The 18,436-nt window shown below is 70.4% G+C and carries 18 protein-coding genes and 2 riboswitches; of the genes, 12 read left to right on the top strand and 6 right to left on the bottom strand.

Translation table 11 applies throughout. From position 1 onward, the window contains the following. The first annotated feature begins 3 nt into the window (after window positions 1-3). The 5 genes from ABS735_RS29515 to ABS735_RS29495 all read left to right on the top strand — a co-directional run bounded on the left by ABS735_RS29515 (window position 4) and on the right by ABS735_RS29495 (window position 5,041). On the top strand, window positions 4-1,254 hold the full coding sequence (locus ABS735_RS29515) for a L,D-transpeptidase (protein ID WP_373904492.1): 1,251 nt from the start codon (window positions 4-6) through the stop codon (window positions 1,252-1,254). 155 nt (window positions 1,255-1,409) lie between these two features. Further along, complete coding sequence (locus ABS735_RS29510; protein WP_373904491.1) at window positions 1,410-2,612, top strand: L,D-transpeptidase; 1,203 nt, start codon at window positions 1,410-1,412, stop codon at window positions 2,610-2,612. Window positions 2,613-2,743: 131 nt separating this feature from the next. After that, window positions 2,744-3,511 (top strand): enoyl-CoA hydratase/isomerase family protein, encoded by a 768-nt coding sequence (locus ABS735_RS29505; protein ID WP_133889582.1) that lies wholly within the window; start codon window positions 2,744-2,746, stop codon window positions 3,509-3,511. A 314-nt stretch (window positions 3,512-3,825) separates the two neighbouring features. Next, window positions 3,826-4,329 (top strand): ATP-binding protein, encoded by a 504-nt coding sequence (locus ABS735_RS29500; protein ID WP_373904490.1) that lies wholly within the window; start codon window positions 3,826-3,828, stop codon window positions 4,327-4,329. Window positions 4,330-4,426: 97 nt separating this feature from the next. Then, window positions 4,427-5,041 carry an ADP-ribosyltransferase gene (locus tag ABS735_RS29495; RefSeq protein ID WP_373904489.1) on the top strand — a complete coding sequence of 205 codons (615 nt, stop codon included), beginning with the start codon at window positions 4,427-4,429 and terminating at the stop codon, window positions 5,039-5,041. Window positions 5,042-5,170: 129 nt separating this feature from the next. On the opposite strand, the gene ABS735_RS29490 is transcribed toward ABS735_RS29495, so the two are convergent. Continuing rightward, window positions 5,171-5,809, bottom strand: a complete 639-nt coding sequence (locus ABS735_RS29490) for a GNAT family N-acetyltransferase (RefSeq protein ID WP_373904488.1) — start codon at window positions 5,807-5,809, stop codon at window positions 5,171-5,173. Window positions 5,810-6,102: 293 nt separating this feature from the next. Between ABS735_RS29490 and ABS735_RS29485 the strand changes: the two genes are divergently transcribed. Then, entirely contained in the window at window positions 6,103-6,318 is a 216-nt protein-coding gene (locus ABS735_RS29485; protein WP_373904518.1) for an EF-hand domain-containing protein, read from the top strand. A 45-nt stretch (window positions 6,319-6,363) separates the two neighbouring features. Here ABS735_RS29485 and ABS735_RS29480 read toward each other — a convergent pair whose 3' ends face one another. Beyond that, on the bottom strand, window positions 6,364-6,918 hold the full coding sequence (locus tag ABS735_RS29480; protein ID WP_373904487.1) for a glycoside hydrolase family 25 protein: 555 nt from the start codon (window positions 6,916-6,918) through the stop codon (window positions 6,364-6,366). Window positions 6,919-7,097: 179 nt separating this feature from the next. On the opposite strand from ABS735_RS29480, the gene ABS735_RS29475 reads away from it, so the two are divergent. Continuing rightward, window positions 7,098-7,832 carry a D-Ala-D-Ala carboxypeptidase family metallohydrolase gene (locus tag ABS735_RS29475; protein ID WP_373904486.1) on the top strand — a complete coding sequence of 245 codons (735 nt, stop codon included), beginning with the start codon at window positions 7,098-7,100 and terminating at the stop codon, window positions 7,830-7,832. Window positions 7,833-7,900: 68 nt separating this feature from the next. On the opposite strand, the gene ABS735_RS29470 is transcribed toward ABS735_RS29475, so the two are convergent. From ABS735_RS29470 to gcvT, 4 genes are all read right to left on the bottom strand, one after another. Then, window positions 7,901-9,268, bottom strand: coding sequence for an L-serine ammonia-lyase (locus ABS735_RS29470; protein ID WP_373904485.1), 1,368 nt, complete (start codon window positions 9,266-9,268; stop codon window positions 7,901-7,903). A 99-nt stretch (window positions 9,269-9,367) separates the two neighbouring features. Then, window positions 9,368-10,630, bottom strand: coding sequence for a serine hydroxymethyltransferase (gene glyA, locus ABS735_RS29465; RefSeq protein ID WP_054102037.1), 1,263 nt, complete (start codon window positions 10,628-10,630; stop codon window positions 9,368-9,370). Window positions 10,631-10,644: 14 nt separating this feature from the next. Next, entirely contained in the window at window positions 10,645-11,022 is a 378-nt protein-coding gene (gene gcvH, locus ABS735_RS29460) for a glycine cleavage system protein GcvH (RefSeq protein WP_104633323.1), read from the bottom strand. A 123-nt stretch (window positions 11,023-11,145) separates the two neighbouring features. After that, window positions 11,146-12,264: a glycine cleavage system aminomethyltransferase GcvT gene (gcvT, locus tag ABS735_RS29455; RefSeq protein WP_373904484.1), complete on the bottom strand. Its 1,119-nt coding sequence runs from the start codon at window positions 12,262-12,264 to the stop codon at window positions 11,146-11,148. Between the two features lie 39 nt (window positions 12,265-12,303). Next, window positions 12,304-12,419, bottom strand: a riboswitch (glycine riboswitch). Next, a riboswitch (glycine riboswitch) is annotated at window positions 12,420-12,513 on the bottom strand. 177 nt (window positions 12,514-12,690) lie between these two features. On the opposite strand from gcvT, the gene ABS735_RS29450 reads away from it, so the two are divergent. The 5 genes from ABS735_RS29450 to ABS735_RS29430 all read left to right on the top strand — a co-directional run bounded on the left by ABS735_RS29450 (window position 12,691) and on the right by ABS735_RS29430 (window position 18,412). Continuing rightward, window positions 12,691-13,359 (top strand): AAA family ATPase, encoded by a 669-nt coding sequence (locus ABS735_RS29450; RefSeq protein ID WP_373904483.1) that lies wholly within the window; start codon window positions 12,691-12,693, stop codon window positions 13,357-13,359. Window positions 13,360-13,438: 79 nt separating this feature from the next. Beyond that, window positions 13,439-14,206 (top strand): enhanced serine sensitivity protein SseB, encoded by a 768-nt coding sequence (locus ABS735_RS29445; RefSeq protein ID WP_373904482.1) that lies wholly within the window; start codon window positions 13,439-13,441, stop codon window positions 14,204-14,206. 168 nt (window positions 14,207-14,374) lie between these two features. Next, window positions 14,375-15,172, top strand: a complete 798-nt coding sequence (locus tag ABS735_RS29440; protein ID WP_373904481.1) for an enhanced serine sensitivity protein SseB C-terminal domain-containing protein — start codon at window positions 14,375-14,377, stop codon at window positions 15,170-15,172. Window positions 15,173-15,531: 359 nt separating this feature from the next. Next, window positions 15,532-16,539, top strand: a complete 1,008-nt coding sequence (locus ABS735_RS29435) for an ABC transporter permease (RefSeq protein ID WP_373904480.1) — start codon at window positions 15,532-15,534, stop codon at window positions 16,537-16,539. Between the two features lie 70 nt (window positions 16,540-16,609). After that, window positions 16,610-18,412 carry an ABC transporter substrate-binding protein gene (locus ABS735_RS29430; protein ID WP_373904479.1) on the top strand — a complete coding sequence of 601 codons (1,803 nt, stop codon included), beginning with the start codon at window positions 16,610-16,612 and terminating at the stop codon, window positions 18,410-18,412. Window positions 18,413-18,436 lie beyond the last annotated feature (24 nt).

Raw genomic sequence — 18,436 nt, 5'->3', positions numbered from 1 at the left:
GATGTGAGGCACGTACACGGGCGCGCACGGCGCGCGGGCGCCGCTCTGGCCGCCCTACTGACATGGGCAGGACTGCTGGCCGGGGCCGCCGGATGCACCTCGGACGGCGGCGGCGTCGGGTCCGGCATCGGCTCGGGCATCGGCGAGATGTTCGGCAAACAACCCGCCGCCGAGGACGTCATCCGCATCACCCCCGACGACGGGAGCAAGGCCGTCCGGCCGGACGGGAAGCTGTCGGTGAGGGTGCCCGACGGGCGCCTGGAGTCGGTGAAGGTGGTCAGGTCGCAGGACGCGCAGGAGACCCCGGTGCCCGGCCGGATCTCCGAGGACGGCCTGAGCTGGCGGCCCGACGACGACCGGCTGGCCCTCGCCGCCAAGTACACGGTCGACGCCGTCGCCCTGGACGGCGGCGGACACCGCTCGGCCCGGCACACCACGTTCACCACCCGGGTCCCGGAGGAACGCTTCATCGCCTACGTCGCCCCCGAGAACCGCTCGGTCGTCGGCACCGGCATGATCGTCTCGCTGGAGTTCAACCGCGAGATCACCCACCGCGCCGCCGTCGAACGCGCCGTCACGGTCACCGCGAAGCCCGCCACCGAGATCCGCCCCCACTGGTTCGGCAAGGACCGCCTCGACTTCCGGCCGAAGGAGTACTGGAAGCCCGGCACCGAGGTCACCGTCGACCTGAAGCTGCGGGACGTCGAGGGCGCGAGGGGGGTGTACGGACTCCAGCACAAGACGTTCTCCTTCACCGTCGGCCGCAGCCAGGTCTCCCGCGTCGACGCCCTCGAACGGACGATGGAGGTGCGCCGCGACGGCACGCTGCTGGCCACCGTGCCGATCACCGCGGGGGCGCCGACGACGCCCACCTACAACGGCCGGATGGTGATCACCGAGATGCTGGAGGTCACCCGCATGAACAGCCGCACGGTCGGCTTCGGCGGCGAGTACGACATCCCCGACGTCCCGCACGCCATCCGCCTCACCAGCTCGGGCACCTTCCTGCACGGCAACTACTGGGCCCCCGCCGACACCTTCGGCCGGGCCAACGTCAGCCACGGCTGCGTCGGGCTGCGCGACGACAAGGGCGGCGGTTCGGACACCCCGGCGGGCTGGTTCTTCGACCGCAGCCTCATCGGCGACGTCGTCGAGGTGGTCCACAGCAAGGACAAGACGGTCGCCCCCGACAACGGGCTGAGTGGCTGGAACATGAAGTGGAAGGAGTGGAAGGCGGGCAGCGCGGTGAAGTGACGCCGAAGCAACTCCCGCCGCCCGGCCGCCAACTCGGTACGGAACGGTGACAATTCACCTGTCCCTCAACCCCCTGGCCTGCGGTTACGATGCGCCGGTGCGCGCGCGGGCGCACTGGGGCGCGGGCCCGACCAGGCCCGGCGAGGGGAGACAAGGTGAACGTGCGTCCGATGGCGGGGGCGGTACTCGGGCTGCTGATGCTGACCGTCACCGCATGCGGTGGCAGCGGCTCGGGCTCGGGGGCCGGGGACGGCAAGGGGGAGAAGGCCAAGGACTCCACCGCGGCACAGAGCAAGCAGTCCGAGGCAGTCGTCACGATCGCCCCGGAGAACGGGGCCAAGGCGGTCGACACCAGCGGCGCCCTGAAGGTCGGCGCCGCGAAGGGCAGGCTGACCGAGGTCGTGGTCAAGGACGGCAAGGGCGCGAAGGTCGACGGGAAGATAACCGGGGACGGCGCCGCCTGGACGCCGTCCACCCACCTGGCCGCCGCCACCACGTACACCGTGCACGCGGTCGCCAAGGACTCCGAGGGCCGCACGGCCGCCGAGGACTCCCGCTTCACCACCCTGACGCCGAAGAACACCTTCGTCGGCACCTTCACGCCGGAGGACGGCTCGAAGGTCGGCGTCGGCATGCCGTTCTCGATCCGCTTCACCCGGGGCATCACCAACCCGGAGGACGTCGAGAAGGCCATCACCGTCAAGACCGAGCCGGCCGTCGAGGTCGAGGGCCACTGGTTCGGCAACGACCGCCTCGACTTCCGGCCCGAGAAGTACTGGAAGGCCGGCACCAAGGTCACCGTCGACCTGAAGCTCGACGGTGTCCAGGGCCGCGAGGGCGTCTACGGCGAGCAGACCAAGACCGTGTCCTTCACCGTCGGGCGCAGCCAGGTCTCCGTCGTGGACGCCAAGAAGCACACGATGAAGGTCGTGCGGGACGGCAAGACCGTCAGGACCGTCCCCGTCACCACCGGCGCGCCCGGCTACGAGACCTGGAACGGCCAGATGGTCATCACCGAGCGGCTCGCGGTGACCCGGATGAACAGCGAGACGGTCGGCTACGGCTCCGAATACGACATCAAGGACGTCCCGCACGCCATGCGGCTGTCCACCTCGGGCACCTTCATCCACGGCAACTACTGGGGCGGCGACGCCTTCGGCAACCGCAACTCCAGCCACGGCTGCATCGGTCTGCGCGACGTGCGCGGGGGCTGGGACGAGAAGGCGCCGGCCGCCTGGTTCTTCGAGAACTCGATCGTCGGCGACGTGGTCGTGGTCAAGAACTCCGAGGACGCGACCATCGCCCCGGACAACGGCCTCAACGGCTGGAACATGTCCTGGGAGAAGTGGAAGGCGTAAGCCGCGTAGGGGGCGCGGGGCCGTATCGATCTGCGGCTCCGCCGCGTGGGCGCGAGCAACCCACCGCGGCCGTGAGCCGACAACGCACCCGCGAACCCCACGGCACGTGAACGCCCGCTAACCTGCGGAGCATGACCGTAATCCTCGAAGTCGCGGACGGCGTCGGCACGCTGCGCCTGGACCGCCCGCCCATGAACGCGCTGGACGTCGCCACCCAGGACCGGCTGAAGGAGCTGGCCGAGGAGGTCACCCGGCGCGACGACGTACGCGCCGTGGTGATCCACGGCGGCGAGAAGGTGTTCGCGGCGGGCGCGGACATCAAGGAGATGCAGGTGATGGACCACGCGGCGATGATCGCGCGGTCCCGCGCCCTCCAGGACTCCTTCACCGCGGTGGCCCGCATCCCCAAGCCGGTGGTCGCGGCCGTCACCGGCTACGCGCTGGGCGGCGGCTGCGAGCTCGCCCTCTGCGCCGACTTCCGGATCGCCGGGGAGAACGCCAAGCTGGGCCAGCCCGAGATCCTGCTCGGCCTGATCCCGGGCGCCGGCGGTACCCAGCGGCTGTCCCGGCTGGTCGGTCCCTCCAAGGCCAAGGACCTGATCTTCACCGGCCGCCAGGTGAAGGCCGACGAGGCGCTGGCCATCGGACTGGTGGACCGCGTCGTGCCGGCCGCCGAGGTCTACGAGCAGGCGCACGCCTGGGCCGCACGGCTCGCGAAGGGTCCCGCCATCGCGCTGCGCGCGGCGAAGGAGGCGATCGACACGGGTCTGGAGACGGACATCGAGACCGGCCTCGCCGTCGAGCGGAACTGGTTCGCGGGCCTGTTCGCCACGGAGGACCGCGAGCGCGGGATGCGCAGCTTCGTGGAAGAGGGCCCCGGCAAGGCGAAGTTCCTCTGACGCCTCCGTGCCTCCCGCGGGGAGACGCCCGTCTCACCCGAAGTCGCTCCGTACCTCTTGCAATTGACGCGATGTCTGGTCCGGGTCCCTCGATGGGGCGGTTTATGGCAGCCTTAACGCACCATTAAGCGCGCCTTGTCGAGGGAGTCCGTCGCTTGTCTCCGGCCGAGCCGTTCCCGCAGGTCAGTGGGCCTGTTTCCGGTCCCGAAGTGCCTGTGGCATATGCCGATCGACCGTCGTCCCACCGGGTCCCCGCAGGGGCGTATTCTCCGGGAACGGCCCCGGAGCCCCACGAAGGCGGCCATGATGGGGGCATGGCGGGGCTGGATGGTACGGAACAGCCGCGGGGAGCCGGACGTGCGACCGCGGCGCGCTGGTCGCCGGCGGTAGAGGACGAGCGCGCGCTCAAGGCGCTGGAACTGTTCGGCAACCCGACGGAGCACGAAGTTCCGTTACCCTCCCGCCCCGAGTCCGCCGCCACCGCCCGCCGGCTGGCCCAGGTCGTCGCCCTGCGCCAGTGGCAGCTCGGCCCCAAGGTCACGGAGGACGCCGTCCTGCTCGTCTCCGAGCTGGTCGGCAACGCCGTACGCCACACCGGCGCCCGCGTCTTCGGCCTCCGGATGCGCCGCCGCCCCGGCTGGATCCGGGTCGAGGTCCGCGACCCCTCCCGGGGGCTGCCCTGCCTGATGCCGGTGCAGGAGACGGACATCAGCGGGCGCGGCCTCTTCCTCGTCGACAAGCTGTCCGACCGGTGGGGCGTGGATCTGCTGCCGCGCGGCAAGACCACCTGGTTCGAGATGCGGGTCGTGGACCGCTGAGAGTCCATCTGCCGCTGAATGCAACTCCGTTCGCCGGACACGCCACCTACGGGTGAGAATCCGGAACGTGCCGCTCCGCAGCCGGGATCGTATCCGCATGATCACCACTCGTCTGCGCCGCCGGACCGCTGCCGCCGTCCTGTCGCTCTCCGCCGTCCTCGCCACCTCCGCCGCCACCGTCCCCGGTGCCGCCACGGCCCCGGCGACGGCCACCGCCAAGGCCGCCCCGGCCTGCCCCCAGTTCGACGACAGGACCAAGGCCGCCGCCGACCGCGGCGTCGACGTCGACCGCATCACCCCCGAGCCGGTCTGGCGCACCACCTGCGGCACCCTCTACCGCAGCGACAGCCGCGGCCCGCAGGTCGTCTTCGAAGAGGGCTTCCACGCCAAGGACGTGGAGAACGGCCAGTACGACGTCGAGAAGTACGTCCTGGTCAACCAGCCCTCGCCGTTCGTCTCGACGAGCTACGACCACGACCTCTACAAGACCTGGTACAAGTCCGGCTACAACTACTACATCGACGCCCCCGGCGGCATCGACGTCAACAAGACCATCGGCGACACCCACAAGTGGGCGGACCAGGTCGAGGTCGCCTTCCCCGGCGGCATTCAGCGGAAGTACATCATCGGCGTCTGCCCGGTCGACCGGCAGACCAAGACCGAGATCATGAGCGAGTGCGAGAGCAACCCGCACTACCAGCCCTGGCACTGACACCGGCCGCTCGGGGCACGCCCCGGCTCAGGGGCCGCCCCGGCTCAGGGGCCGCCCCGGCTCAGGGCCTGCCCCGGCTCGGGGCCTGCCCCGGCTCGGGGCCTGCCCCGGCCCACTGTTCGCCCGGACTCAGGGCCGCAGGAACAACGCCTCCGAGCCCACCGGCCGGTAACCCGCCGCCTGGAACGCCCGCAGACTGCGGGCGTTCCCCGCCGACACCTGCGCCCACACCACCTCGCCCGCGGCCAGCTGCCGCGCCGCCGTCACCAGCCGCCGCCCCAGCCCCCGGTGCCGGGCCCCCTCCGCCACCTCCACGGCCACCTCCAGCCGCCCGGCCACCCCGCGGCCCAGCACCAGGACCCCGCCGTCCGCCGCCCACACCCGCACCCCGTCGCGCCGCCGCCGGGCCGCGACCACGCGGGGATGCCCCGGATCGGCGACCTCCGTCAGCGCGACCTCCGGGCGCCCCGGAAGCGGCGCACCGGTCAGCAGCACGTCGATGGTGTCCGTCGTACGTCCCGTACGCTCCGCGAAGGCCGCCAGGAACCGGGCGTTCATCGTCGCGGCCAGCGGGTCGCAGCCCAGCGACGCCAGCGTCTTGCGCACCCACCCCTCGTCCTCGTCGGTGAAGACGACCGAGTGCGCCGTGAAGGCGATGACCCCCGCGTCCCGGCCGCCGTGCCGGCGTACGACGCTCGTCCCGCCGTCCGCCGGCGGGAACACGCCCCGCGCCGCCGCGTCCAGAATGTCCCGCAGGCTCTCCGCCACACCGCGCTCCTTGAGTCTCCACCCACTGCAAGGCACAGACTCCCAGACATGGCCGACGACGGCACCGACCTGGTCTTCGAGGGCATCGACACCGCGGACCCCGACATCCGCACCCGCCTGCGCTTCGCCGCGACCGACCTGCCCGAGGGGCCGTCGCGATCGTGAACGGCCTGGAGCCCGCCTTCTCCCGCGAGGAGCAGTTCAGGTGGGTGGTCGCCGTACTGGGCGCACGGACGGGCGGTTAATCTGACCTGCGTCAGATGGACCCTATGCACGAAACGAGGGGCGGACCGGTGGCGGACATCGAGGAAGCACGCAAGCAGTTCGAGCGGATCGACACGGACGGTGACGGCCTCATCACCGCGGCCGAGTTCAAGACCGCGCTCGCCCAGGGCGGCGACTGGAACGTCACCGAGTCGGTGGCCGAGGCGATCATCGCCGGCCGCGACCTCGACGGCGACAAGCAGCTGTCGTTCGACGAGTTCTGGGCCCACCTGAACAAGCAGTGACGACGTGCTGAGGGGGCGCCCGTCGGTCACCCGGCGGGCGCCCGCTCAGGACTGGGCCCACTCCTTGAGCGCTGCCTTGCTGCCGAAGTCCGCCACGTTGGTGTCGACCGGATCGTCGGTGTACTGGTGGAAGCGCCACTTCGCCTGGATGCGCGGCTTGCCCGCCGAGACGTAGTCGGCGATCCAGAGGCCGTCACCGGCGTACGAGGTGTCGTCGACGTTCAACCAGAAGTTCCGGTTGCAGTAGAGCACGACCCTGTTGTCCGGCCGCAGCGACTTCAGCTTCTTGATGAAGCTGTCCTTCTCCGCGTTGCTCGGGTGGGTGCCCTCGCCGTTCGTCTCCCAGTCGACGGCGAGGATGTCGCCCTTGCGGTCCGGGGCCTTGGAGAGGAAGTACTCGGCCTGGGCGGTGAGGTTGCCCGGCCACAGGAAGTGGTAGAAGCCGACGACGAGTCCGGCGTCCCGGGCCCGCTTCGTCTGGGCCGCGAGCTTGGGGTTGACGTACGAACGGCCCTCCGTCGCCTTCACGAAGACGAAGGAGAGGCCGTCGGTGCCGTAGCTGGAGGACTGGTAGGCGCTGACATCGATGCCACGCAGCATGGGGCCTCCCTGAGGAGCTGTGGGGGGACGGGAGTTGGTTATTCCCCACGATGGCACGGGTGATCCCCGTCGGAGGCGGAAACGTCGACTTCGGTTCCCCCGGGCGCCATTGACGCGCGTAGCGCGGTGCCGCACGCTGGGCTCCGGTTCACGGACGACTCGACGGTCGGGAGGCCGGGATGTTCAGACGCGTGTCACGTCTCCTTCTCTCATTTGTCATGCTCATGGCTGGAGCGGTGGTCGGGGTGGGCGCCACCGCCGGCACCGCGCACGCCGACTCCTGCTACACCTGGAACCGCACTCTCTCCCAGGGCTCCTCCGGCAGCGACGTGACGCAGCTGCAGATCCGCGTCGCCGGCTGGGTCACCTCCGGCGAACGGCTCTCCTACGACGGCCAGTACGGCGCCCGGACCGCCGCCGCCGTCAAGAAGTTCCAGGCCGCCTACGGACTGGGCGCGGACGGCGTCGCCGGCCCCGCGACCTTCAGCAAGATCTACGCGCTCCAGGACGCGGACTGCACGCCCGTCCACTTCACCTACGCGGAGCTCAACAAGTGCAACTCGGACTGGTCGGGCGGCGCGGTCTCCGCCGCCACCGCCAAGTCGAACGCGCTGAAGACCATGTGGAAGCTGGAGGCGATGCGGCACGCCCTCGGCGACGTGCCGATCACCATCTCCAGCGGCTTCCGCTCCCGCGCCTGCAACAGCGCCGTCGGCGGCTCGTCCACCAGCCGCCACCTCTACGGCGACGCCGCCGACCTCACCGGCTCGCCCAGCTTCTGCCGGCTCGCCCAGCAGGCCAGGACCCACGGCTTCTCGGAGATCCTCGGCCCGGGCTACCCCGGCCACAACGACCACACCCACGTGGCCTTCGACCCGTCGCCGTACTGGTCGGCGCCGAACTGCGGCATCTGACCCGGCACCCACCCGTGTCCTGACCGACGCGGGGCGGACTCGACGGCCCGCCCGTCCGGGTCATCCGCTCAGCACTCGATGATGTTCACCGCGAGCCCGCCCCGCGCCGTCTCCTTGTACTTGACCGACATGTCGGCGCCGGTGTCCTTCATGGTCTTGATGACCTTGTCCAGCGAGACCTTGTGGGACCCGTCGCCGCGCATCGCCATCCGGGCCGCCGTGACCGCCTTGACCGCGGCCATGCCGTTGCGCTCGATGCAGGGGATCTGGACGAGGCCGCCGACCGGGTCGCAGGTGAGGCCGAGGTTGTGCTCCATGCCGATCTCGGCGGCGTTCTCCACCTGCTCCGGGGAGCCGCCGAGCACCTCGGCGAGGGCGCCGGCCGCCATCGAGCAGGCGGAGCCGACCTCGCCCTGGCAGCCGACCTCGGCGCCGGAGATGGAGGCGTTCTCCTTGAAGAGCATGCCGATCGCGCCGGCGGCGAGGAGGAAGCGGACCACGCCGTCCTCGTCGGCACCGGGGACGAAGTTCATGTAGTAGTGCAGGACCGCGGGGATGATGCCGGCCGCGCCGTTGGTCGGGGCGGTGACGACCCGGCCGCCGGCCGCGTTCTCCTCGTTCACGGCCATCGCGTAGAGCGTGATCCACTCCATGGCCAGGGCCTGCGGGTCGCCCTCGGAGCGCAGCTTGCGCGCGGTGTTCGCGGCGCGGCGGCGGACCTTCAGGCCGCCCGGCAGGATGCCCTCGCGGGTCATGCCGCGCTCCACGCACGCCTGCATCACGCGCCAGATCTCCAGCAGGCCCGCGCGGATCTCGTCCTCGTCGCGCCAGGCGCGCTCGTTCTCCAGCATCAGGGCGGAGATGGACAGGCCCGTCTCGCGGGCCAGGCGCAGCAGTTCGTCGCCGGTGCGGAAGGGGTACTTCAGGACGGTGTCGTCCAGGACTATGCGGTCCGCGCCCACCGCGTCCTCGTCGACGACGAAGCCGCCGCCGACCGAGTAGTAGGTCTTGGTCAGCACCTCGGCGCCCTGCGCGTCGTACGCCCACAGCGTCATGCCGTTGGCGTGGTACGGCAGGGCCTTGCGGCGGTGCAGGACCATGTCGTCGTCGTAGGAGAAGGCGATCTCGCGCTCGCCGAGGAGGCGGATGCGGCCGGAGGATTTGATCGTCTCGACGCGGTCGTCGGCACTCTCCACGTCCACCGTGCGCGGTGAGTCGCCCTCCAGGCCGAGCAGCACCGCCTTGGGGGTGCCGTGGCCGTGGCCGGTGGCGCCGAGCGAGCCGTACAGCTCGGCGCGGACCGAGGCGACGGAGTCCAGCAGCTCCTCGTTGCGCAGGCGGCGGGCGAACATGCGGGCCGCGCGCATCGGGCCGACCGTGTGCGAGCTCGACGGGCCGATGCCGATCGAGAACAGGTCGAAGACCGAGATGGCCACGGGGACTCCTCAGAACGGGGGTGGTGCGGAGGGTGGTGCTCCGGGTGGGCGCCGGACCTGCTTGTGGCGGACGCGGCGCCGCACCCGAAGGCGTGGTGTCTACTTGTTCAGACCCGGGTACAGCGGGTGCTTGTCGGCCAGGGCCTTCACCCGGGCCTTGAGGGCCTCCGCGTCGTAGGACGGCTTCAGCGCCTCGGCGATCACGTCCGCGACCTCGGCGAAGTCCTCGGCGGTGAAGCCGCGGGTCGCCAGGGCCGGCGTACCGATGCGCAGACCGGAGGTCACCATCGGCGGACGCGGGTCGTTCGGGACGGCGTTGCGGTTGACCGTGATGCCGACCTCGTGGAGGCGGTCCTCGGCCTGCTGTCCGTCCAGCTCGGAGTCACGCAGGTCCACCAGGACCAGGTGGACGTCCGTGCCGCCGGTCAGGACGGAGACGCCCGCCGCCTTGGCGTCGTCCCGCACCAGGCGCTCGGCCAGGATGCGGGCACCCTCCAGCGTACGGCCCTGGCGCTCCTTGAAGTCCTCGCTCGCGGCGACCTTGAAGGCGACGGCCTTGGCGGCCACCACGTGCTCCAGCGGGCCACCCTGCTGACCGGGGAAGACGGCGGAGTTGATCTTCTTGGCCAGCTCGGCCGTGGAGAGGATCACACCGCCGCGGGGGCCGCCCAGCGTCTTGTGCGTGGTCGTGGTGACCACGTGGGCGTGCGGGACCGGGTTCGGGTGCAGGCCCGCCGCGACCAGACCGGCGAAGTGCGCCATGTCGACCATCAGGTAGGCGCCGACCTCGTCCGCGACCTTGCGGAACGCGGCGAAGTCCAGCTGACGCGGGTACGCCGACCAGCCGGCCACGATCAGCTTCGGCTTCGTCTCCTTGGCGAGGCGCTCGACCTCGGCCATGTCGACCTGGCCGTCGTCGCCGACGTGGTAGGGCACGACGTTGTAGAGCTTGCCGGAGAAGTTGATCTTCATGCCGTGGGTCAGGTGCCCGCCGTGGGCGAGGTTCAGACCCATGATCGTGTCGCCGGGCTTGAGCAGCGCGAACATCGCGGCCGCGTTGGCCTGGGCGCCCGAGTGCGGCTGCACGTTGGCGTGCTCGGCGCCGAAGAGCGCCTTGACCCGGTCGATGGCGATCTGCTCGACCACGTCGACGTGCTCGCAGCCGCCGTAGTAGCGGCGGCCGGGGTAGCCCTCGGCGTACTTGTTGGTGAGGACCGAGCCCTGGGCCTCCATGACCGCGACCGGGGCGAAGTTCTCCGAGGCGATCATCTCGAGGGTGGACTGCTGGCGGTCCAGCTCGGCGTCGACGGCGGCGGCGACGTCGGGGTCCAGCTCGTGCAGGGGTGTGTTCAGAAGCGACATGCGGTCGGGACTCCTCAGCCGGCGGTGAAGGCGGTGTACTCGTCGGCGGAGAGCAGGTCGGCCGGCTCGTCCGTGATCCGCACCTTGAACAGCCAGCCGCCCTCGAAGGGGGCGCTGTTCACCAGCGACGGGTCGTTGACGACGTCCTCGTTGACCTCGGTGACCTCACCGGAGACGGGGGAGTACAGGTCGGAGACGGACTTGGTCGACTCCAGTTCGCCGCAGGTCTCGCCCGCGGTGACCGAGTCGCCGACCTCGGGGAGCTGAACGAAGACGACGTCACCGAGTGCGTTGGCCGCGTGCTCCGTGATGCCGACCGTCGAGGCGCCGTCCTCGGCGCCCGACAGCCACTCGTGCTCCTTGCTGTAGCGCAGCTGCTGGGGGTTGCTCATGGCCTGAATTCTCCTGTACGCGAGGAAGTGGCTGGTGAAGGGGGTGGCGGGGCGGAGTGGGACGACGAAAGAGCCGCCGGGAAGGCCGCCGGGAAGGCTGCCGAAGAGGGCTGTCGCCCAGTGTTACTTCTGGCGCTTGTAGAACGGCAGCGCCACGACCTCGTACGGCTCGTGACTGCCCCGGATGTCCACACCGACGCCCTCCGTGCCCGGAGCCGCGTGCGCGGCGTCGACGTACGCCATGGCGATCGGCTTGCCCAGCGTCGGGGACGGGGCACCGGAGGTGACCTCGCCGATCACCTCGCCGCCGGCGACCACCTGGTACCCGGCGCGCGGGACCCGGCGGCCCTCGGCGACCAGGCCGACCAGGACGCGGGGCGGCTCGGAAGCGGCGCGCTCGGCGGCCTCGGTCAGCGCGGCGCGCCCGACGAAGTCGCCCTCCTTCTCGAACTTCACCACCCGGCCGAGACCGGCGTCGAACGGCGTCAGCGCGGTCGTCAGCTCGTTCCCGTACAGCGGCATGCCCGCCTCCAGGCGCAGCGTGTCCCGGCAGGACAGGCCGCACGGGACCAGTCCGGCGCCCTCGCCCGCCTTGGTCAGCGCCTGCCACAGCTCGACGGCGTGCTCCGGCTTCACGAACAGCTCGAAGCCGTCCTCGCCGGTGTAACCGGTGCGCGCGATGAGCGCGGGAACGCCCGCGACCGTGCCGGGCAGACCGGCGTAGTACTTGAGGCCGTCCAGGTCGGCGTCGGTGAGCGACGCGAGGATGCCCGGGGACTCGGGGCCCTGCACCGCCAGCAGCGCGTAGGCGTCGCGGTCGTCGCGCACCTCGGCGTCGAAGCCGGCCGCGCGCTCGGTCAGCGCGTCCAGGACGACCTGGGCGTTGGAGGCGTTGGCGACGACCATGTACTCGGTGTCGTCCAGGCGGTAGACGATCAGGTCGTCCAGGATGCCGCCGTCCTCGCGGCAGATCATGGTGTAGCGGGCGCGGCCCGGCTTCACGCTGCCGATGTTGCCGACCAGCGCGAAGTTCAGCAGCTCGGCCGCCTGCGGCCCGGTGACGGTGATCTCACCCATGTGCGAGAGGTCGAAGAGACCGGCACGGGTGCGCACCGCGACGTGCTCCTCGCGCTCGGAGCCGTAGCGCAGGGGCATGTCCCAGCCGGCGAAGTCGGTCATCGTCGCGCCCAGCGCGCGATGCGTGGCATCGAGCGCGGTACGGCGCAGTTCGGTACTGCTCATCGGTCGGTCGTCTCCCAGGACAGGACGTGGCGAGGTCGGTCCTCCCCATCTGTCATCGGAACCTGAGAGGTTCGCCACGGCCACCGGAGTACGGCGATCAGGGCTTGCACCTTGGGTGGGACAGCCGTCGGGGGCGGTCCGCTTTTCAGATGTGCCTCGCCCGCGCGGTAACGGTGCCTGAGAGATTCAAGGGAGGGACTTGCTCCTTCGGCGCCCCGGCGCGGCCGGGGACTCTCCCGCGCGGATTCAAACGGCCGGTATGCAGTTGGCGTCGCCATCATTGCACGCCGGGTCGATCCATGGCAGACCGTGATCTGTAACCGGCTTGTGGCAGTAAGCGAACGAAAACGCGAGACCTGCGCATTACCTTCTCTTTACACTCGACGGGGAGGGACTCGTGAACCGCCCCAGGGGAGGACGATCACGGTGAACAGGACCACGGCGTACGCCACGACCTCGGGACTCGCGCTGCCCAAGCAGCCGGCCGCTCCGGCGACCGAGGCGTGCGCCCCTTCGCCCACGCCCGTCGTCCGTGACCTCAGGGACCGCGACGGCCGCAGCCCGCACGCTCTGCTCTTCGGCCCCCGGGACCTGGTGGTGATCACCGGCCTGCCCGGCAGCGGCAAGTCCACGCTGATGCGGCGCACCGTGCGCGGCGGGCGCGTCGACTCCCAGGACACCCGCGACCGCTGGGACCGCCGCATGCCGCGCCTGCTGCCGTACGCGCTCTACCGCCCCCTCGTCCGCCTCGCCCACTACGCCGGACTGCGCCGCGCGCTGCGCTCCGGCGAGGGCGTCGTCGTGCACGACTGCGGCACGCAGGCCTGGGTGCGCGGCTGGCTGGCCCGCGAGGCCCGCCGCCGGGGCGGCACCCTGCACCTGCTGCTGCTCGACGTCGGCGCCGACGAGGCCCTGGCCGGCCAGCGCGAACGCGGCCGGGGCGTGTCGCAGTACGCGTTCCTGCGGCACCGCGCGGCCAACTCCCGCCTGCTGCGCGCGGTGACCGAGGGCGCGCTGCCCGCCGGCTGCGCCTCGGCGGTCGTCCTCGACCGGGCGGCGGCGGACACCCTGCACCGGATCGCCTTCACGGGGTGACGCACGGTAGGGCGCCGGGGCCGAACGGGTTAGCCTTTCAGCCACGAACAGCGGTACCAGGCAGGCGGTAGGTAGGCAGATGGACTTCCCGGCACAGGCGCACCCCCATCCGCACGGCGGGTGGCCCGGCAACGAGCTGGAGGAGGTGCTGTCCGCCTCCCTCGGCGTCCCGACGGCCGGCGGCCGGATCGTGGAGGTCCTCGGCCGCAGCTTCCTGTGGATACCCCTGCCCAACGGCGGCGGCCCGCACAGCGGCCCCCTCGACCTGCCCTCGCTGGAGATCGACGGCCAGGCCTACGTGCCGGCGTTCAGCTCCGAGGAGCAGTTCCGGCAGGTCGCCGGGGCGCAGATGGCGTACACCGTCGCCCCCGCCGCGGAGTTCGCCCGCGGTCTGCCCCCGCAGGTCGGCATCGTGGTGAACCCGGAGGGCGTGGTGGGCATCCCGCTGCCGCCGCCCGCCGTGGCCGAGCTGTGCCGGGCCGGACGCTCCCCGCTGGACGGGCCCGCGTCCGGCGGCCGGGTCCGCCTCTTCGAGCCGGACTGGCAGGACGACCCGGTGGACTTCCTGGCCGCCGCCTCCGCCGAGTTCGCCGCCACCGGCGTCGTACGCAGCGCGCGCCGCTGCCTGGCCGCCGTCGAGACCGCCGACCCGGTCCTGTACGTCGGCGTCGAACTCGCCCACTGGGAGGGCGACGCCCGCGCCCTCCCCCTGGAGGCCCTGGGCCGCGCCCTGACCAAGTCCCCCCTGAAGTGGCAGGTCAACCTGGTCCTCCTGGAGGCGGCCCAGGACCCGGTCTGCGACTGGATGCGGGACAAGGTCCGCCCGTTCTACGACCGTGACTTGTAATCACCGCCTGGGGCAACGTACCCAAAGGGCGCGGGGAACTGCGCGATCAACCACGGCGGAACCCGCACCCGCAGGACGACAGCACACCCCGAGCTCAAAGGCCCCCGCACCCGGCGGAGCCTTAAGCTGGTTCCAACACCGGGGGAACTTCTCGAAGGGGCGATACACGTGAGCGCCAGCGGCACCACGACCGGGCAGGTCGAGCACATGCTGCGCCAGGTGACGCCCGGGCGTTACGACGCCTACGAGGCCCTGCTGCGCGCCCTCGCCACCCCCACCTCCGGCCAGGTCTGGATGCTGCTGTGGCACGGACAGGCCGGCTCCCCGGACGCCCAGTACGGGAACATGGAGGTCGAGGGCTACGGCTACGCGCCCTGCGTCACCTCCGCCCAGGAGCTCTCCGCCAGTGGCTGGAACCGGTCGTACGAGGTGGTCGACGGCCTGGAGGTCGCCCGCGCCCTCTACCCGGACCACTACGGCCTGTGGCTCAACCCGCACGCCCCCGGCGGCGGCGTCGGCGTCCCCTGGCTCGACCTGCGCCGTATCGCCTCCGGACTGGACCGCCAGCCCGCCGGGCCCCTGCGCCTGTCCGAACCGGCCATCGAGATCCCCCAGTTCTACGCCCTGCTCGCGCAGAACGCCCACCGCACCCCGGCGGTCCGCGCGCTGCGCCGCGCCTGGGTGCAGCCGACGCTGGGAGCGCCGTATCTCGCCATCGGCCTGGACGTGTACGACACCTCCCCGCCGGCCGTCGACGCGGTGCGCGCGATGATGCAGCAGTCCGTCGGCGCGGTGCCCGACGGGCTGCCGGTGTCGACGGTGGCGATGACCGACACCCACGACCCGGTCGCCCTGTGGCTGCGCGCCAACGCCCGCCCGTTCTACGACCGCGAGGCCCACGCGCCCGCCCCCGCCCAGGCGCCGGCGGGTGGCTACGGATACCCTCCGGCCGGTAGCCGGTACTGACGGCCGGAGACAGGACGGAGGCGGCGGCGACCGCCTGCCCGGCGGTCGGGCGGGGCCACCGGACCGGGACATCAGGGATCATCTTCGCGCGTAGATGACGGCACAAAGCACCATCATGTCCCCGATGTCCCAACTCGCCCGCGTCCGGCCCCCGTTACCCGCTGTCCGGATAACGGAACACCTCAAACAGCATCACGGTTGCGCATCCATTCCCCGTCAGCTCTGGCTACAGATCGCCAAAGCGTTGAAGACTCCCGCAACAAGGGGTGGTTGCTCGCCTCTTTGTACGACGGACTGATCACGCCGCTACAGCGGCAAGTGCGGGCCGGCTACCGCCGGTTGAGAGGGGTCCCTGCCAGATGACGGCACCATTGCACGAGCCGACCGCGGAAGCGGCCCCGAGTGCGGCAGAGGAAGCGGCGGTCGCCGGCGCCGAGGCCAAGTCGGTACAAGGGCGCTCCCTGGGCCGGATCGCCTGGGAGCGCCTGAAGAGGGACAGGCTGGCCCTCGCGGGCGGCGTCGTGGTGCTGGTTCTCATCGTGATCGCCGTGCTCGCGCCCCTGATCACCTCCCTCTACGGGCAGGAGCCCAACGCGTACAACGAGGACATGATCGACCCGCTGTTCGGCACCCCCACGGGTTCCCTGGGCGGCATCAGCGGCGACCACTGGCTCGGCGTGGAGCCGGTCAACGGCCGTGACATCTTCGCCCGCATCGTCCACGGAGCCCGGATCTCGCTGCTCGTCGGCTTCCTGTCCGCGATGGTCGCCGTGGTCATCGGCACCGTCCTCGGTGTCCTGGCCGGCTTCTTCGGCGGCTGGGTCGACTCCCTCATCAGCCGGATCATGGACGGTCTGCTGGCCTTCCCGCAGCTCCTGTTCATCATCGCGCTGGTCTCCGTGCTGCCGGACTCCATGCTGGGGCTGAGCGGCACGGGCGTGCGCCTGCTCATGATGATCGTGGTCATCGGCTTCTTCGGCTGGCCCTACATCGGTCGCGTGGTCCGCGGCCAGACCCTCTCGATGCGCGAACGGGAGTACGTCGAGGCGGCCCGGTCGCTGGGGGCCGGACGGTTCTACATCCTGTTCAAGGAACTGCTGCCCAACCTGGTGGCGCCGATCATCGTCTACACGACGATGATGATCCCCACCAACATCCTCACCGAGGCGGCGCTCAGCTTCCTGGGCGTGGGCGTCAAGCCGCCCACGTCGTCCTGGGGGCAGATGCTCTCGAGCGCGATCGACTACTACAAGTCGGACCCCATGTACATGGTGGTCCCCGGTGTGGCGATCTTCATCACCGTTCTTGCCTTCAACCTCTTCGGTGACGGCGTGCGCGACGCGTTGGACCCGAAGGGCTCCCGCTGACCTGCCGTACCGCAAAGCGACCCGTGGCACCTGCACGGGGTCTCTCATCTAATCCGGAGGATCCGAGATCGTGACTACCCAACGCACCTCAGGGCGGCGCAAGCAGGCTTTGGCCGCTGCCGCAGTGGTCGCCGCGCTGCTGACCACGGCGGCGTGCGGCGGCGGCGGCGATGACGACGGCGGCAGCGGTTCGAAGAACGGCGCGGCCGGCTTCGACGCCGCCAACAACAAGGTCGCCCAGGCCTCCGAGGCCAAGAAGGGCGGCACGCTGAAGTTCGCCAGCTCGCAGGACGCCGACTCGTGGGACACCACGCGTGGCTACTACGGCTTCATGTGGAACTTCTCCCGCTACTACAGCCGCCAGCTCGTCACGAACAAGACGGAGCCGGGCAAGACGGGCGCCGAGGTCACCCCCGACCTCGCGACCGACGTCGCCAAGGTCTCGGAGGACGGCAAGACCTACACGTACACCCTGCGTGACGGCATCACCTGGGAGGACGGCAAGCCGATCACCTCCAAGGACGTCAAGTACGGCATCGAGCGCGTGTGGGCGCAGGACGTGCTGTCCGGCGGTCCGACGTACCTCAAGGAGGTGCTCGACCCCAAGGACGAGTACAAGGGCCCGTACAAGGACAAGTCCAAGGACAAGCTGGGTCTGAAGGCGATCGAGACGCCGGACGACAAGACGATCGTCTTCCACCTGCCGCAGGCCAACTCGGACTTCGAGGAGATGCTCGCGCTGACCTCGGCGTCCCCGGTCCGCCAGGACAAGGACACCAAGTCCAAGTACGGCCTGCACCCGTTCTCCTCGGGCCCGTACAAGTTCGAGTCGTACAACCCGGGCAAGGACCTGACCCTGGTCCGCAACACCGAGTGGAAGCAGAGCTCGGACCCGATCCGCAAGGCGTACCCGGACAAGATCACGATCAAGTTCTTCACCAACGCCAACGACCTGGACGCCCGCCTGATCGCCGGCGACTACGACATCGACCTGGCCCAGACCGGTCTGTCGCCCCAGGGCCGCACCACGGCGCTGAAGGAGCACAAGGAGAACCTGGACAACCCGGTCTCGGGTTACATCCGGTACGCCGCGTTCCCGCAGAACGTGGCGCCGTTCAACAACATCCACTGCCGCAAGGCCGTGCTCTACGGGGCCGACCACGTCTCCCTGCAGACCGCGCGCGGCGGCCCGGTCGCCGGCGGTGACATCGGCACCAACATGCTGCCGCCCGCCGTCCCGGGCTCCGAGGGCCAGAAGTACGACCCGTACGAGATGGCCGGTGCCAACAAGAAGGGCAACGTCGAGAAGGCCAAGGAAGAGCTGAAGGCCTGCGGCCAGCCGAACGGCTTCAAGACCACCATCGCGGTCCGCAACAACAAGCCGGTCGAGGTCGCCACCGCCGAGTCCCTCCAGGCCTCGCTGAAGAAGGTCGGCATCAACGTCGAGATCGACCAGTACGACGGCTCGCAGTACGCCAGCGTCATCGGTAGCCCCACGAACGTGAAGAAGAAGGGCTACGGCATCATCATCATGGGCTGGGGCCCGGACTTCCCGTCCGTGCAGGGCTACGGTCTGCCGCTGTGGCACAGCGACTACATCCTCGACAGCGCGAACAACAACTTCGCGATGATCGACGACCCGAAGATCGACGGTCTCTTCGCCGACTACCTGACCGCGAAGGACGACGCGGGCAAGGAGAAGATCGCCACGGAGATCAACCACAAGGTGATGGAGGGCGGCTACTACCTGCCCTTCGTCTTCGAGAAGTTCATCAACTGGCGTTCCAGCAACATCGCGAACGTGTACACCACCGACGCCTACAGCGGTATGTACGACTTCGTGAACATCGGCCTGAAGAACCCCAAGAAGTAACCGGTACACCCGCCGTACGGCACG

The organism is Streptomyces sp. MMCC 100 (assembly GCF_041538145.2).
In the GTDB taxonomy this organism is placed as follows: domain Bacteria; phylum Actinomycetota; class Actinomycetes; order Streptomycetales; family Streptomycetaceae; genus Streptomyces.
Note: the sequence above shows the minus strand (reverse complement) of the source record. Positions and strands in the feature narration are given on the sequence as shown.

What these genes read in the sequence shown, in the direction of transcription:
- ABS735_RS29480 (WP_373904487.1), bottom strand. Translation starts at nt 6,918, where the DNA reads ATGCTGCGTGGCATCGATGTCAGCGCCTACCAGTCCTCCAGCTACGGC.
- gcvT (WP_373904484.1), bottom strand. Translation starts at nt 12,264, where the DNA reads ATGAGCAGTACCGAACTGCGCCGTACCGCGCTCGATGCCACGCATCGC.
- ABS735_RS29475 (WP_373904486.1), top strand. Translation starts at nt 7,098, where the DNA reads ATGTTCAGACGCGTGTCACGTCTCCTTCTCTCATTTGTCATGCTCATG.
- ABS735_RS29505 (WP_133889582.1), top strand. Translation starts at nt 2,744, where the DNA reads ATGACCGTAATCCTCGAAGTCGCGGACGGCGTCGGCACGCTGCGCCTG.
- ABS735_RS29495 (WP_373904489.1), top strand. Translation starts at nt 4,427, where the DNA reads ATGATCACCACTCGTCTGCGCCGCCGGACCGCTGCCGCCGTCCTGTCG.
- ABS735_RS29445 (WP_373904482.1), top strand. Translation starts at nt 13,439, where the DNA reads ATGGACTTCCCGGCACAGGCGCACCCCCATCCGCACGGCGGGTGGCCC.
- ABS735_RS29500 (WP_373904490.1), top strand. Translation starts at nt 3,826, where the DNA reads ATGGCGGGGCTGGATGGTACGGAACAGCCGCGGGGAGCCGGACGTGCG.
- gcvH (WP_104633323.1), bottom strand. Translation starts at nt 11,022, where the DNA reads ATGAGCAACCCCCAGCAGCTGCGCTACAGCAAGGAGCACGAGTGGCTG.
- glyA (WP_054102037.1), bottom strand. Translation starts at nt 10,630, where the DNA reads ATGTCGCTTCTGAACACACCCCTGCACGAGCTGGACCCCGACGTCGCC.
- ABS735_RS29435 (WP_373904480.1), top strand. Translation starts at nt 15,532, where the DNA reads ATGACGGCACCATTGCACGAGCCGACCGCGGAAGCGGCCCCGAGTGCG.